This window comes from Kineococcus endophyticus (assembly GCF_040796495.1).
GTDB lineage: Bacteria > Actinomycetota > Actinomycetes > Actinomycetales > Kineococcaceae > Kineococcus > Kineococcus endophyticus.
In genome coordinates this window covers 1-14388 of record NZ_JBFNQN010000027.1, presented here as the reverse complement: position 1 = coordinate 14388, position 14388 = coordinate 1, and the positions used below count along the sequence as shown (strand labels likewise).

At 74.0% G+C, this 14388-nt stretch carries 13 protein-coding genes and 1 riboswitch; of the genes, 5 read left to right on the top strand and 8 right to left on the bottom strand.

The features are described from left to right. Positions 1-307 (top strand): integrase core domain-containing protein (locus AB1207_RS24200; protein ID WP_367641370.1); only part of this gene is annotated, 307 nt, incomplete at its 5' end. Positions 308-311: 4 nt separating this feature from the next. Further along, on the top strand, positions 312-449 hold the full coding sequence (locus AB1207_RS24195) for a hypothetical protein (protein WP_367641369.1): 138 nt from the start codon (positions 312-314) through the stop codon (positions 447-449). 51 nt (positions 450-500) lie between these two features. On the opposite strand, the gene AB1207_RS24190 is transcribed toward AB1207_RS24195, so the two are convergent. The 6 genes from AB1207_RS24190 to AB1207_RS24165 all read right to left on the bottom strand — a co-directional run bounded on the left by AB1207_RS24190 (position 501) and on the right by AB1207_RS24165 (position 7477). Beyond that, positions 501-1283: an LLM class flavin-dependent oxidoreductase gene (locus AB1207_RS24190; RefSeq protein WP_367641374.1), complete on the bottom strand. Its 783-nt coding sequence runs from the start codon at positions 1281-1283 to the stop codon at positions 501-503. A gap of 493 nt (positions 1284-1776) precedes the next feature. Next, on the bottom strand, positions 1777-2937 hold the full coding sequence (locus AB1207_RS24185; protein ID WP_437179019.1) for a cysteine desulfurase family protein: 1161 nt from the start codon (positions 2935-2937) through the stop codon (positions 1777-1779). A 1-nt stretch (position 2938) separates the two neighbouring features. Continuing rightward, the gene (nadC, locus tag AB1207_RS24180) at positions 2939-3817 is read right to left on the bottom strand and encodes a carboxylating nicotinate-nucleotide diphosphorylase (protein WP_367641367.1); all 879 of its coding nucleotides are present in this window, start codon (positions 3815-3817) and stop codon (positions 2939-2941) included. Next, the gene (gene nadB, locus AB1207_RS24175; protein ID WP_367641365.1) at positions 3814-5406 is read right to left on the bottom strand and encodes an L-aspartate oxidase; all 1593 of its coding nucleotides are present in this window, start codon (positions 5404-5406) and stop codon (positions 3814-3816) included. The genes nadC and nadB overlap by 4 nt, the downstream gene beginning before the upstream one ends. Next, positions 5403-6695 (bottom strand): quinolinate synthase NadA, encoded by a 1293-nt coding sequence (nadA, locus tag AB1207_RS24170; protein WP_367641364.1) that lies wholly within the window; start codon positions 6693-6695, stop codon positions 5403-5405. The genes nadB and nadA overlap by 4 nt, the downstream gene beginning before the upstream one ends. A gap of 89 nt (positions 6696-6784) precedes the next feature. After that, positions 6785-7477, bottom strand: a complete 693-nt coding sequence (locus AB1207_RS24165; protein WP_367641362.1) for an NUDIX hydrolase — start codon at positions 7475-7477, stop codon at positions 6785-6787. 448 nt (positions 7478-7925) lie between these two features. Between AB1207_RS24165 and AB1207_RS24160 the strand changes: the two genes are divergently transcribed. Continuing rightward, on the top strand, positions 7926-9215 hold the full coding sequence (locus AB1207_RS24160; RefSeq protein ID WP_367641360.1) for an MFS transporter: 1290 nt from the start codon (positions 7926-7928) through the stop codon (positions 9213-9215). 488 nt (positions 9216-9703) lie between these two features. On the opposite strand, the gene AB1207_RS24155 is transcribed toward AB1207_RS24160, so the two are convergent. Both AB1207_RS24155 and AB1207_RS24150 read right to left on the bottom strand, forming a co-directional pair. Beyond that, positions 9704-10663 (bottom strand): manganese catalase family protein, encoded by a 960-nt coding sequence (locus AB1207_RS24155; protein WP_367641372.1) that lies wholly within the window; start codon positions 10661-10663, stop codon positions 9704-9706. A gap of 121 nt (positions 10664-10784) precedes the next feature. Further along, on the bottom strand, positions 10785-12164 hold the full coding sequence (locus AB1207_RS24150) for a cryptochrome/photolyase family protein (protein WP_367641358.1): 1380 nt from the start codon (positions 12162-12164) through the stop codon (positions 10785-10787). Between the two features lie 119 nt (positions 12165-12283). Between AB1207_RS24150 and AB1207_RS24145 the strand changes: the two genes are divergently transcribed. Both AB1207_RS24145 and AB1207_RS24140 read left to right on the top strand, forming a co-directional pair. Next, on the top strand, positions 12284-12967 hold the full coding sequence (locus AB1207_RS24145) for an iron-dependent transcriptional repressor DtxR (RefSeq protein ID WP_367641356.1): 684 nt from the start codon (positions 12284-12286) through the stop codon (positions 12965-12967). A 321-nt stretch (positions 12968-13288) separates the two neighbouring features. After that, positions 13289-13458: riboswitch (cyclic di-AMP (ydaO/yuaA leader) on the top strand. Between the two features lie 2 nt (positions 13459-13460). Beyond that, entirely contained in the window at positions 13461-14315 is an 855-nt protein-coding gene (locus AB1207_RS24140) for a C40 family peptidase (protein WP_367641355.1), read from the top strand. Positions 14316-14388 lie beyond the last annotated feature (73 nt).

Below are 14388 nucleotides of genomic sequence, written 5' to 3'. Positions count from 1 at the left end.
GGGAGCCCAGTACACCTCGAAGCAGTTCGCGCAGTTCTGCGACCGAAACGGTGTGCGACGCTCCCTGGGTAGGACCGGAATCTGCTACGACAATGCCGTGGCCGAGTCGTTCTTCGCGACGTACGAGAAGGAGCTGATCCACACCCGACCGTGGCCGACGGTGCACGACCTGCGGCGGGCGACGTTCGACTGGATTGCGAACTACTACAATTCGATCCGGCGCCACTCGACGTTGGGGTACTTGACCCCGAGAGAGTTCGAGTTGGGCTATCGACACATCGACCAGATCGCTGAACTCGCAGCTTGATCCTGTGTCCATCAAAGCGGGAACACTCCACTGGTCCCTGGCCCGGGCGGGCGGGCTGACGGCCTGCCCGCTGTGCGTCCACGAGGACGACCACGAACTGCGCGCGGAGATGGAGGCGTGCGGGCGCACAGAACCGGAGTGAGGCCTCACGGCCGGCGGGACGACCGGCAGGTCGGCGACGACTCCCAGGCGGCTACGGGTTCCTTGCGAGGCGGGCGATGACTTCACGCGCGGTGTCGAAGGCGCCTGCGCGCACCACCCAACGGTTGATGCCCCACCGCTGACGCGCGGTGTGCACCTGCTCGACGATCTCCTCCACGGTGCCGATCCACAGGTAGGGCGCGGTCAGCAGATCTTCCACGCGGGACCCGGTCTCCTGCGCCAGTTCAGCCGCCGTGCTGCGTCGGTCCTCGGTGGTGGTCACCACCTGCACCAGCGCCTCCAGTGGTGGCAGGTCCCGGCCGGCCGCCGTGGAGCCGGAGTGCACCGCGGCGGCGGTGGCCCCGATGCGAGCCGGCGACCAGTCCACGGTGTGGGAGTGCCCATCGGCGAGGGTCCGTCCCAACCCGGAAAGGCCCACCGCGTCGGCGTGGGCGCCGACCCAGGCCAGCAGCTCGGAGTGGTTCCCACCGATCAGCAGCGGAACCCGGGGCTGCACGGGACGGGGGGCGGTGAGGACGACGTCGCGGCCTGCGCCGATGTCGGCGGGCACGTTTCGCCCTTCCAGCAGGGTGCGCACCGCACCGGCCACCTCGATCAGGTGTTGCACGCGCCCGGAGGCATCGGGGCGGGTGCGCCCAGTCATCTTCCACTCCGCGGGGGTGTGACCTGCTCCGAGGCCGACCTCGGCACGTCCACCGGAGACGACGTCGAGGGTGGCGGTGTCGGCGGCGATGAGGAGAGCGTCGCGAACCCCAGCGTTCAGGACGTAGGTGCCCAGGCGCAGGGTCGTGGTGGCGGTGGCTGCTGCGGCCAGGGCGATGAAGGGGGGAGAGTCCAGTGCCGGGGTGGTCGGAGACCAGCAAGGCGCGAAAGCCGGCGTCTTCGCAGCGGCGGGCGAGGTCTGCCCAGGACCCAGCGTCCTGCGGTGAGGCTTGCAAGGACACCTGGACGGGGGGCTCGCTCACACCCCCACCGTGCTGCCCAGAGCACCTGGACGGCCAGCGTCACAGCGTGCGCTGAGGGCGAACGGCGACAGGGCGGATCGACACGAGCGGACGTCACGGTCGGACGAGATCGCGTGCTGAGTGCGGGATGACCGCGCGCCGCGGGGCCAGGCCTGCTGACGGGACGCGCAGTCCACGGCGCGCGGACGGTCCACTGCGGTGCGGGGATCGCGAGAGCCTGCCGTCGCGGGTCGGCCACGATCGTCCGAAGGGCATCAGCCGTCGCCGGCGAGGATGCGGAGCCGGCGCAGGAGCCTCGCAGGCTGGTGGGCACCCACCCGACCCGCCAGCAGGCTCTGCTCGTCAGGTGCGCAGCGCGCCCGCCACCCGGACCGCGTCGGGAAGCGCGGCCAGTACGCGATCCACGTCGTCGCCGGTCGAGCCGTTCCCGAGCGTGAACCGGACCGCCGTGCGCGCGAGGTCGGCGGACAACCCGGTCGCGAGCAGGACGTGGGAGGCGTCGTCCGAGCCTGCGGCGCAGGCGGACCCGCTGGAGCAGACGATGCCGGACTCCTCCAGCTCGGCGAGGATCGTCTCCCCGCCGACGCCCTCGAAGCAGAACGAGGCGTGGCCGGGGAGCCGGTGGCTGCGCGGCCCGGTGAGCCGGGCGCCGGGCACGGTGGCGAGAACACCGTCGACGAGGCGGTCCCGCAGCGCCTGCAGGCGCGGCACCTCGACGTCGCGGGCGGTCGCGGCGAGGTGCAGCGCGACGGCGGTCCCGACGGCCGAGGCGACGTCGGACGTGCCCGAACGCCGGCCGAGCTCCTGGCCGCCGCCGTGCAGGACGGGCGCGAGCGGGACGGAACCGCGCACCCAGAGGAACCCCGCCCCCCGCAGTCCGCCGAACTTGTGGGCCGAGGCCGACAGCGCGTCCACGCCGAGGCGCTCGACGTCGACGTCGAGGTGCCCGGCGGCCTGGACGGCGTCGGTGTGCAGGGGGATCCCGTGGGGGCGGCACAGCGCGCCGATCTCGGCGAGCGGCTGGACCGTGCCGATCTCGTTGTTCGCGTACATCACCGACACCAGGGTCGTGTCCGGGCGCAGCAGCCGTTCCAGCTCCGCGAGGTCGAGGCGTCCGTCGGCGTCCACCCCCACGACGTCGACGGTGAACCCGCTGCCGCGCAGGGCGGACGCCGTCTCCAGCACGGCCGGGTGCTCGATCGCGGAGACGACGACGTGCCGGCCCCGGGGGTTCGCCGCGGCGATCCCCGTGACGGCGAGGTTGTCCGCCTCGGTTCCGCCGGCGGTGAACACGACCTCGCCGGGCCGGGCGCCGAGGACGTCGGCGACGGCCGCGCGGGCCGCGTCGAGACCGGCCTTGGCAGCCCGTCCCACCGCGTGCGCGCTCGAGGGGTTCCCCGTGACGTTCGTCAGGTACGGCCAGACGGCCTCCAGGACCTCGCGCCGGGGCGGGGACGTGGCCGCGTGGTCCAGGTACGCCACGGAGGCCACGGGGGTCTCCACGTCAGCTGCCCTGCACGGTCGTGTCGAGCCCGAGGTCGAGCGTGCGGGCGTTCTGCGTCAGCGCGCCCACCGAGACCAGGTCCACGCCCTGCTCGGCGATGCCGCGGACGGTCTGGAGGCTGACCCCGCCGCTGGCCTCGACGAGGGCGAGGGAACGGGACCGGACGAGCGCGACACCCGTCGCGAGGTCAGCCAGGGAGAAGTTGTCGAGCAGGACGACGTCGACGTCGGCGGCCAGGACGGCCTCGAGCTGGTCCAGTCGGTCGACCTCGACCTCGATCGTCGTCGTGTGGGACACGCTCTCCCGCACGGACTTCAGCGCGGTGGTGACGTCCAGCCCGCTCGCCAGCACCACCGCGAGGTGGTTGTCCTTGACGAGGACCGCGTCCGACAGGGACCAGCGGTGGTTGTGCCCGCCGCCGGCCCGCACGGCCGCTCGTTCCAGCGCCCTCAGCCCGGGGGTCGTCTTGCGGGTGTCGACGATCCGCGCGTCCGTGCCGGCCACGGCGTCGACGAAGGCCGCCGTCAGGGTCGCGACGCCCGACAGGTGCTGCAGCAGGTTCAGGGCGATGCGCTCGGCGCGCAGGACCCCGCGGGCCGTGCCGCGGACGCGGCCCAGGACGTCGCCCGCGGCGAAGCGGGTGCCGTCGGGGGACAGCTCGAGGACGTCCAGCGTCCCGCCCGTGAGCGCTGCGGCCTGGGTGAACGCCTCGCGGGCCGACGCGGACCCGGCGAGGACCCCGGGTTCGCGGGCGACGAGCTGGGCGTCGGCGACGGCGTCGGCCGGCAGGAGCGACTCGCTCGTCACGTCGCCCCAGGGCGCGTCCTCGGCCAGGGCGAGCGCGACGACACCCGCTGGGGTGTTGGCGGTGGGGGTCACGGAGTCCTCCGGAGGCTGCGGCGGCGGGGCCGCGCGGGGGCGGTGGGGTGGTCGGAGCGGAAGTGGGCGCCGAGGCTCTCCTCGCGCGCGGTGGCGGCCGTGACGAGCAGCTGGCCGGCCAGGAGCAGGTTGGCGTCCTCCCACGTCGAGCGGGGGACGTCGAGGTCGTCCGCGTCGAGCTCGACGGGGGCCTCCTGCGGGGTGAGCAGCTTGGTGGCGACCGCGAGTCCGGGGGCCTCGCGGACGAGACCGGCGTGCTCCCACAACGCGGCCTGCAGGTCCAGCCGCCCGACGTGCGCGGCGACGGGCCGGTCCGGGGCCGGGAACCCGGTGACCTCGTCGTCGGGGAACGACGCCGCCCCCGGCCCGGTGGCGAGGTCGGCGACGACCGCGCCGCCCACGACGAGGGCCTCCAGGAGGGAGTTCGAGGCGAGCCGGTTCGCGCCGTGCACGCCCGTGCACGCGACCTCGCCCGCGGCCCACAGCCCCGGCAGCGACGTGCGGCCCGCTGCGTCGGTGCGGATGCCGCCCATCCAGTAGTGGGCGGCGGGGGTGACCGGCAGCGGGTCGTGCTCGGGGTCCAGGCCCGCGGCGGCGCTCAGCGCCGCGATGCCCGGGAACCGTTCGGCGAACGGCCGCCCCAGGTGCGCGGAGACCCCGGTCGCGTCGAGCAGCACCGGGGTGCCGCCCTGGCCCGCCATCGCGGTGGCGATGGCGCGGGCGACCACGTCGCGCGGGGCGAGCTCGCCCCGGGGATCGGCGTCGAGCGCGAACCGCCGTCCGGTGGCGTCGCGCAGGACGGCGCCCTCGCCGCGGACGGCCTCGGAGACGAGGAACGGCGTGTCGACCGCGGCGACCGTGGGGTGGAACTGGAAGAACTCCAGGTCGGCCACGAGCGCGCCCGCCCGGAACGCCGCGGCGAGGCCGTCGGCCGTCGCGACGGCCGGGTTCGTCGTGCGGCTGTAGAGCTGGCCTGCGCCGCCGGTGGCGAGCACCACGGCGCCGGAGTGCACGCGCAGCAGGGTGCGGGTGCCGCCGCGCGCCGGGCCGACGGCGAACTCCGCACCCGTCACGCGCCCGTCGGACGTCAGCAGGCCCAGCAGGAACGCGTCCTCGCGGACGTCGACGTCGCTGCGCCGCACCGCCTCCGCGAGCGCCTGCGAGACCGCGGCCCCCGTGCGGTCGCCGCCGGCGTGCAGGATGCGCGGCCGCGAGTGCGCGGCCTCCAGGCCCAGGGCCCACCCGGCTCCCGCGGTCGCGCTCCGGTCGAAGGCGACGCCGCGTTCGGCCAGGACCCGCACCGCGGCGGGTCCCGCTGCGCAGAGGGCCTGCGCCGCAGCGGGGGAGGAGAGCCCGGCGCCCGCGGCGAGGGTGTCCCCGACGTGCGCGGCGACGTCGTCCGGCCCGGTGGCGGCGGCGATCCCGCCCTGGGCGTAGGCCGTGCTGCCCTCGCCGAGCGTCGTCTTGGTGGCCAGCACGACCCGGCCGCCGCGGGCGGCCTCGAGCGCCGCGGTCAGGCCGGCGACGCCCGCACCGACGACCAGGACGTCGGTGCGGACGTCGGTGGTGACCTCCGCGGCCGGGCTCACGCGCCGACCGCCAGCATCCGCTCCACCGCCGTGCGGGCGTTGGCCGCGACCTCGGCGTCGACGCTGACCTGGTTCACGACGCGGCCCTCGACGAGGGACTCCAGCACCCACGCCAGGTAGGCCGGGTGGATCCGGTACATCGTCGAGCACGGGCAGACGACCGGGTCGAGGCACTCGATCGTCAGGTCGGGGCGGGTGTCGGCGAGCCGGCGCACCATGTTCACCTCGGTGCCGATGGCGAACGCCGTCCCGGCCGGGGCGGCGTCGACGGCGAGCTGGATGTACCGCGTCGACCCCGCCTCGTCGGCGGCGTCGACGACCTCCATCGGGCACTCGGGGTGCACGATGACGCGGACGTCGGGGTTCTTCGCCCGGGCCTGCGCGATCTGGTCGACGGTGAACCGCTGGTGCACCGAGCACCAGCCGCGCCAGAGCACCACGCGGGCGTCGAGGAGGTCCTGCTCGGAGTTCCCGCCCCGGGGTTTGCGGGGGTCCCACAGCGGCATGTCCTCGACGGCGACGCCCATCGCCTTGGCGGTGTTCCGGCCCAGGTGCTGGTCGGGGAAGAACAGGACGCGCTGCCCGCGCTCGAACGCCCACTCCAGCACCTCACGGGCGTTGGAACTGGTGCAGACGATCCCGCCGTGCGCACCGCAGAAACCCTTGAGCGAGGCGGCGGAGTTCATGTACGTGACGGGGACGACGGGAACCCGGCCGTCGGCGTCGGGTTCGGTGCCGTAGACCGCGGCGAGCTGGTCCCAGCAGGCCTGGACGGCGTCGATGTCGGCCATGTCGGCCATCGAGCACCCGGCCGCGAGGTTCGGCAGGATGACCGGCTGGTCGTCGGTCGTCAGCAGGTCGGCCGTCTCGGCCATGAAGTGCACGCCGCAGAACACGACGAACTCGGCCTCGGGGTGCTTCAGCGACTGCTGCGCGAGCTGGAAGGAGTCGCCCACGAAGTCGGCGTACTGGACGATCTCGTCGCGCTGGTAGGCGTGCCCGAGGATCGTCACCCGGGAACCGAGCGCCTCCTTGGCGGCACGGATGCGCCGGTCCAGTTCCTCGGCGGGGAGCAGGCGGTACTGCGCGGGGATCTGCTGCTGCACGGGGGAGTCGGCCGGGGCCGGGTCCTGCCGCGACGCGCCGGCGCCGTACGTCGGCAGGGGCAGGGGCTGCCCGGGGACCGCGTCGAACTGCCACGGCGCGGTGGGCAGGTCGGGGTCGCAGGTGCTGTCCGCCCCACCCGGGGCGCGGGTGAGCAGGGCGATCTGCGTGGGGACGGACGCCATCGTGCTGCCTTCTCTCGGGAGTTCCCGCGCGTGCTCGCGCGGGTGTCGTGGGGGTTCCGGGCGGTTCGGGTGGTTCGAGTGGGGCTGGTTCAGGCCAGGGGACCGGCGGTCCGCAACGGGCCGGCGGACCCGTCGGGGACCACGGCCCGGTAGAGCTTGGGCGGGCGGTGCCGACCGCCGGTCTGCCGTTCACCGGTCTCGACGACGGTTCCCGAGCCCTCGACCTGGCGGCGGAAGTTCGCCGGGTCCAGCGGCCGCTGCAGGACCGCCTCGTGCACCCCGCGCAACTGTGCGAGGGAGAACTGCTCGTCGAGGAAGTGCTGGGCGACGTGCGCGAACTGCACCTTGCTGCGCAACCGCCACAGCGCGTACTGGACGATCCCGTCGTGGTCGAAGGCCAGCCCCGTGCAGTCGTCGGCCGACGTCCAGCGCACGTTCTCGCCCTCCACCGCGGCCGCGGCCTCGTGGTTGCGCACGAGGGCGGAGTAGACGACGGAGACGACGCGCTGTCCGGGGGAGCGGTCGGGACGGCCGAAGGTGTAGAGCTGCTCCAGGTAGCTCGGCCGCAGCCCCGTCGTCTCGGCGAGCGTGCGGCGGCCGGCGTCGGACAGGCTCTCCTCCTGCCGCACCCAGCCGCCCGGCAGCGCCCACTGGTCACCGAAGGGGTCGCGCGTGCGGCGCACCAGTGGCAGGTGCACGCGGACGTCGCCGCGGCGGTCGGGCAGCAGCGCGAAGATCACCGTCGAGACCGCGACGAGGATCACCTGCTGGGACGAGCTCATGGGACGACCGGACCCCGGATCAGTAAGGGTGGTTCTGACAACAACTCGGACGGCGAGCACTGTAGGCCCCCGTGTCCCCGATCGACAAGCGGCGCGCTCGGACGAGTGGGCGGTCCCCGGTCACGCCTCGGAAATACGGGGTGACAACTCCCGGGGAGCAGTCGTACCGTCGAGGTACACGGGAAGGAGGTGGTCCGAACACATGGTTTCTCATCGGACGCGTGAGGTGGCTGCCCGCTAGCAGCTGCGTGCAAGGACGCGGACCGCTCTGGTCGCCCCGCGCAGCGCGGCGAATCCACGGCAGTCACCGGGTCCCCGGGTGCCGGGTTGTCCACCGGCCCACGTCGACGGTCTCGCGACCGGCGGCGCGGAAGCACCCGGGGGCTTTCCGCGTCCGGGCCGGGTCCTCGCCGGGTGGTTCTCCCGGACAACGACCTATCCTGCGGCGGTGAGTTCACCACCCGCCGCGACGCGGCGGCGCCTGTTCGCCGACACCACCCCCCTGCGCGAGGTCCCCGCCTTCCGGTGGCTCTGGGTCGGGCAGTCCCTGGCCGGCATCGGCACCCAGCTGACCGTCGTCACCGTCGGCCTGCAGGTCTTCGCGCTCACCTCCTCCACCTTCGCCGTCGGCCTCGTGGGCGTCGTCGCGCTCGTCCCGCTGGTCGGGCTGGGCCTGTACGGCGGTGCGCTCGTCGACGCCCACGACCGGCGACGGGTCGCGCTGCTCGCCTCGGCGGTCCTGTGGGTCCTGTCGATCGCGATCGCGGCCCAGGCCTGGTGGCACGTCGACTCCGTCGGGCTGCTCTACGTCCTCGTCGCCCTGCAGAGCGCGGCCTTCGCCGTCAACAACCCGGCCCGCTCGGCCATCGTCCCCGGGATCGTCCCGCGCCACCTGCTCCCGGCGGCCAACGCGCTGTCCGGGACGACGAACGCGATCGCGCTGACCGTCGGGCCGCTGCTGGCCGGGTTCCTCGTCGCGACGTGGGGGTTCCAGGCCGCGTACACCGTGGACGCGGTGACGTTCGTGGCCGCACTCGTCGGCGTGCACCGGCTCCCGCCCATGCGGCCGGAGGTGCTCGAGGGCAGCCGGCGGCCCGGCCTGCGCTCGGTGCTGGAGGGCGTCCGCTTCCTCGCCACCCGGCCCAACGTGCGGGCCACCTTCCTCGCCGACCTGTGCGCCATGGTGTTCGCCATGCCGCGCGTGCTGTACCCCGCGCTCGGTGCCGCCGAACTCGGCGGGGGAGCGCGGACCGTCGGACTGCTCGGGGCGGGGTTCGCGCTCGGTTCCGTCCTCGCGGGGCTGCTGTCCGGGCCCCTCGGCGGAGTCCGCCGGCAGGGCGCGGTCGTCGTCGGCTGCGTCGCCGTCTACGGCGCCTCGGTCGCCGCGTTCGGCGTCGTGCTCGTGCTCGCCCCCGACGGGGCGGACGGGAAGCTCTGGGCCTGCGTCGGGCTGCTCGCCGTCTCCGGGGCCGCCGACGCCGTCAGCTCGATCTTCCGCGGCACGATCCTCCAGGTCGCGACCCCCGACGCCCTGCGCGGCCGGCTGCAGGGGGTCTTCATCGTCGTCGTCGCCGGGGGTCCGCGGCTCGGCGACCTCGTCCTCGGGTCCGCCGCGACGGGCATCGGCGAGGGGCTGGCCGCGCTCGCGGGCGGGGCGGCCTGCGTGGTCGCCGTGCTGGCGCTCGCGAGCGCCCAACGGGGGTTCCTGCGGTACGACGCGCGCCACCCCGCGCCCTGACCCTGCAGGGTCGGGGCTACGGACGGCGCGGCGTGAGGTCGAGGCGGCCGGCGCAGACGTCGCGTGGTGCGGGGAGGCCCGGTGCGCCACCGTCGACTCGAGCAGGACGGGAGAGGCGGGTGCGTGCTCCAGGAGCAGGAGCGCCGCGAGTCGGACGGTGCGCTCGGCGGCCCTGAGGTCCACCTCGAGCAGCCCGTCGCAGCTGCTCGGTCGGCCTCGCCGCCGTCGGCCCGTCGAGGACGACGGCCACGTCGGCGTCCTCCCGGCGGGTCACGTCGACCCGCCGGGCGGCGCCGCCGGGACGGCGCTCGGCGAGGACGGCGCGGTCCCGTCCCGGGCCTGCACTGCCCAGCACGCCGCCGAGCACCGTGGGGGCGACGGCTGTGCCGACGAGGCCCGTCGCGCGACGACGACGGTGCCGCGGGTGGGCCGGTCCCCAGCCGGCCCGCGCCGTGGCACCACCGTCGTCGTCCTGGCGCAGGCCGGTCTCAGGCCCCGGATCCCAGGGGCCCGTAGGTCATGACCGGTTCCTCCATCTCCAAGTCCGCCGTGGCCTGGATGAGTTCGATCAGTTCGGGGTCCAGGCCCGGGGCGAACTCCTCGTACCGCTCCTCGGCGATGGTCAGGGGCGCGCCTTCGGGGGCCTGCTCCGTGCCGTCGAGGTCGGTGCCGTCGTTCGACGGCGACGCACCGCGCACGATCTTGCCCGCCTCGGAAGCTCCGGTGAGGTCGAACGTGTACTGCTTCGACTGCCACCCCAGGTCGACCATCTGCTTGACCTCGGGGAAGCGTTCGGCGTTCGTCTTCGGGATCGGCAGGAGCTTCTTCCAGTCCACCCCGAGCGTCTCGAGCGCCTTGGCGTAGCTGTTCTCGTGGGCCTGGTCCCGCACGATGAGGTAGCTCACGGTCGAGCGCAGCGTCTTGTTCGACGACATCTCGTAGATGCGGCACTTCTGCAGGCGTCCGGTGGACTCCAGCATCAGGTTGTACAGCAGGTCCAGGACGAGGTTGCCGGAGTTGTAGACGTAGCTGCCGCTCCACGGGTTCCCCGCGGAGTCGACCGGCAGGGCGCCCTGGGCGCCCACGAGGTAGTGGTGGATGTTGCCCTCGGTCAGGGCGCTGGCCAGGGGGGTGGCACCGCCGGCGCCGGGGGTGTCCAGCGGGTCGGAGTCCTTGCCCTGGTAGCGGGGGGAACCGTCCAGGAGGCGGGCGATGGTCGTCCCGATGAGCTCGACGTGGCTGATCTCCTCGGTGCCGATGCCCTGGAGGAGGTCCTTGTACGGCTTGGCCTTCGGCCCGCGGAAGTTCATCGACTGGAAGAGGTACTGCATCATCGTGCGCATCTCGCCGAACTGGCCGCCCAGGCCCTCCTGCAGCGCGTTGGCCGCCGCGGGGTCCGGTTCGTCGTCGGCGATCTCGTGGATGAGCTTCTGGACGTGCAGGTACATGCGGGACTCCGTCCGGCGTGCGGCGGTGAGCTCCACTTCTCGAAACCCCTGTGTCCCGACCTTGCCTCCGGTCCAGACCGCTCGCCACCGGGAGACGGCGCCCGCGACGAGGTCGCGCGCGTCAGCCCTTGACGCGCGCGTAGTCGTCGAGGGCGACCTGACGTTCGTGAGCGTGGTCGACGATGCGCTCGGGGTACCCGTGGGCGTACCCGTCCGCCACGTCCCACGGCGTGTGCGCGGCCTTCCCGCTCACGTGCCGCAGTTCCGGCACGTAGCGGCGGACGTAGTCGCCCTCGGGGTCGAACTTCTGCCCCTGCGTCACGGGGTTGAAGACGCGGAAGAACGGCGAGGCGTCGGTGCCCGAACCCGCGACCCACTGCCACCCGTGGTTGTTGCTGGCCAGGTCCCCGTCGCGCAGCCAGTGCAGGAACTCGCGCGCCCCGTGGCGCCACTCGACGTGCAGGTCCTTGACGAGGAAGCTCGCGACGATCATCCGGACGCGGTTGTGCACCCACCCGACCGACCGCAGCTGCCGCATCCCGGCGTCGACGATCGGGAACCCCGTGCGTCCCTCGGCCCACGCCGCGAACGCCTCCCCGGGGTCGTTGTAGTTCAGGCCGGAGAGCTGCGGCTTGTAGTACTCCCGCGCGCTGTCGGGACGGTTCCACAGGACGTCCGCGTAGAAGTCGCGCCAGCACAGCTCGGTCCGGTAGGTCTGCGCCCCGTCGGACCGCTTGCGGCGCAGGTCCGCCAGCAGCGTCCGCGGGTGCAGCTCACCCCACTTCAGGGCGTGCGAGAGCTGGGAGGTCCCGTCGTGGTCGGGGCGGTTGCGCTCGTCGCCGTAGTCGGCCAGGCCGTGCTCGAGGAACTCGTGCCAGCGGTCGTGGGCTGCCTCCTCACCCGCGTCCGGCAGCGTGAGGTCCCCGAGGTCGGGTTCGGCCGGCCAGTGCCGGCCGTCGACACCCTCGCCGTCGGAGACCCAGCGGACGTCGTCGGGGAGTTCGGCCGGTTCGGGCCACCCGTGCTCGTTCCAGGCGCGGGAGAACGGCGTGAACACCTGGAACGGCTTGCCGGAGCCGTTGAGGATGGTGCCCGGCCCGATCGCGTAAGGGGTCCCGGTGCGGACGAGTTCGCGCTCGTCGTCGGCCAGGGCGGAGGCGACCTCGTCGTCGCGCCGCCGCCCGTAGGGTCCGGCGTCGGCGCTCACGTGGACCCGGCGGGCACGGACGCGGCGCGCGACGGTGCGGACGACCTCGGCCGGTTCCCCGCGCTCGACGACGAGGCGACCGCCGAGGTCGGCGTCGAGGGCGCGCAGCGAGCGCAGCAGGTACGCGCGGCGGACGTCGCCGGAGGGCCCCCACAGGGCGGGGTCGACGACGAACAGCGGCAGGACCTCGCCGTCCGCGACGGCGGCCAGGAGCGCGGGGTGGTCGTGCAGGCGGAGGTCCCGCCGGAACCACAGGACGCCGGTGCCCTCGCGGGTGGAGGAGGATCTCGCCACGGACGTCGACGCTAGCCGTGGCGGGACCGGGCCGCTATCGGGAGACGTTCGCAGCTCCCGTGCTCGCGCGGTGCGGGACAGGGGTGCGACCACCGGGGCCGATGCCGGATGATGACCGGGTGAGCGATCTCATCGACACCACCGAGATGTACCTCAAGACGGTCTTCGAACTGGAAGAGGAAGGCATCGTGCCGATGCGCGCTCGCATCGCCGAGCGGCTGCACCACTCCGGCCCCACCGTGTCCCAGACCGTGGCCCGCATGGAACGCGACGGGCTGCTGCACGTCGGCACCGACCGCCGCCTGCAGCTGACCGAGGCCGGCAACGCCAAGGCCATGCGCGTCATGCGCAAGCACCGGCTCACCGAGCGGCTGCTCACCGACGTCATCGGCCTGGAGTGGAGCCTCGTCCACGAGGAGGCCTGCCGCTGGGAGCACGTCGTGTCCGAGGAGGTCGAGAAGCGGCTCGTCGCGATCCTCGACCACCCGCACTTCGACCCCTACGGCAACCCCATCCCGGGGCTGGCCGAGCTCGGCGAGGGCGAGGCGTCCGAGGCCTTCCGGGCCGGGGTGAAGCCGCTGACGGCCCCCGACGTCGAGGGCCGGACGGTCGTCGTGCGGCGCCTGGGTGAGCCCCTGCAGACCGACGTCCCGCTCCTGGCGAAGTTCCACAGCGCGGGTCTGGTGCCCGGGGTGGAGGTCGTCGCGAAGTCCTCCGGCGCCGGCGTGGAGGTCACCGTGGGGGAGACCGTGGTCGATCTCACACAGGCCGAGGCGGGGCACATCTTCGTCGCCGTGGGCTGACCCACCGGCCCCACGCGGCGGGCCCCGGACCACGGCCGGCGCCGTTCCGCCACCGGGAACCACTCGGACGGCCCCCTGGGGGAGCGTTGCAGCGCAGGCTGTGACGTCCACCAGGGGGCCGTCACCCGTTCGGCGCTCACGCAGATCGGCGTTCAGTGCCGATCGGTCACTGTGAGTGAGGATAGGATCCACGGCACGTCACCAGCCCGGCACCTGTTCGTCACCGGGTCGTGACATTGCGGTCGTCGGCGGGTTATGGTCCACCCGCAGCCACGACCACGCACGTGGATGCCCTCCAGCGGACGCCGAGCCCTGCCACCGCGACGAGGTCCCCCGAGACATCACATGGCAGGGGTGGGGGAACCAAGTTCTCCGGGTGAGGCCCGACCGCCAGGTCGACCGAGCCCTTGGGGTGAAGCCGGTGCGAACCGGCCGGGCTACTCCCTGCCCGAACCCGACAGCTCACCTCGCAGGCGTCGGAGAGGCCCACACCTTGACGACTCGCGTCCAGGCGCGCCACCGCGCTGCCGTCCGTCCGCTCACGCCCTTCACCGACCTGTCGGACAGCGTCGCCCGCACTGCCGGAGGGGCCGCTCGCACCGGCGCCGTCGCGGCCGCTGCCGGTGGTCTGCTCGTCGCGGTCGCCCTGCCCGCCGGCGCGGCCCCCGCCGCCGCCCCGTCCGCGGTCGACGCCAGCGTCGCCTCGGTCGCCGGCGTCGTCCCCGCCGCCTTCGGCACCACGGCCCCCGGGGTCGTCTCCGCCCCCGCCACCGCGACGACGCTGGCGACCACCGCCACCTTCGCCGCTGCTCCGGCCCCGGCCCCCGTGGTCGTCGCCCCCGTGATCGAGCGCGCCGCCCGCACCGGCGACGCCGCCCCGGTCATCGCCTCCAGCGTCGCCGAGAGCGCCGTGGCCGTGGCCCAGCCGGCCGCCGTCCAGGTCGCCGCCCCGGCGCCCGCGCCGGCTCCGGCTCCCGCCCCGGCCCCGCTCGGTGCGCAGATCCTCTCCATCGCCGACGACTACGCCGGTGTGCCCTACGTCTACGGCGGCACCACGCCGTCCGGCTTCGACTGCTCGGGCTACACCAGCTACGTGTACCGCCAGGTCGGCGTGAACATCCCGCGCACCGCCAACGCCCAGAAGCAGGCCGCGGCGGCCATCTCCCGCGCCGCCGCCGTCCCGGGCGACCTCGTGTTCTTCTCGAACTCGGGTGGCCGGGCGTACCACGTCGGCATCTACGCCGGCGACAACATGATGTGGGACGCGCCCCGGTCCGGGAAGCCCGTCCAGCTCCGCGCGATCTGGAGCGACGCCGTGTCCTTCGGCCGTCTGGCCCCCACGGCCTGAGACCGTCCCCTCCAGGAGGGGGGGGGGGGGGCGCGCGGGCGCGCGTCGGGCCGCAGCGGCGGGTGCTGCGTGA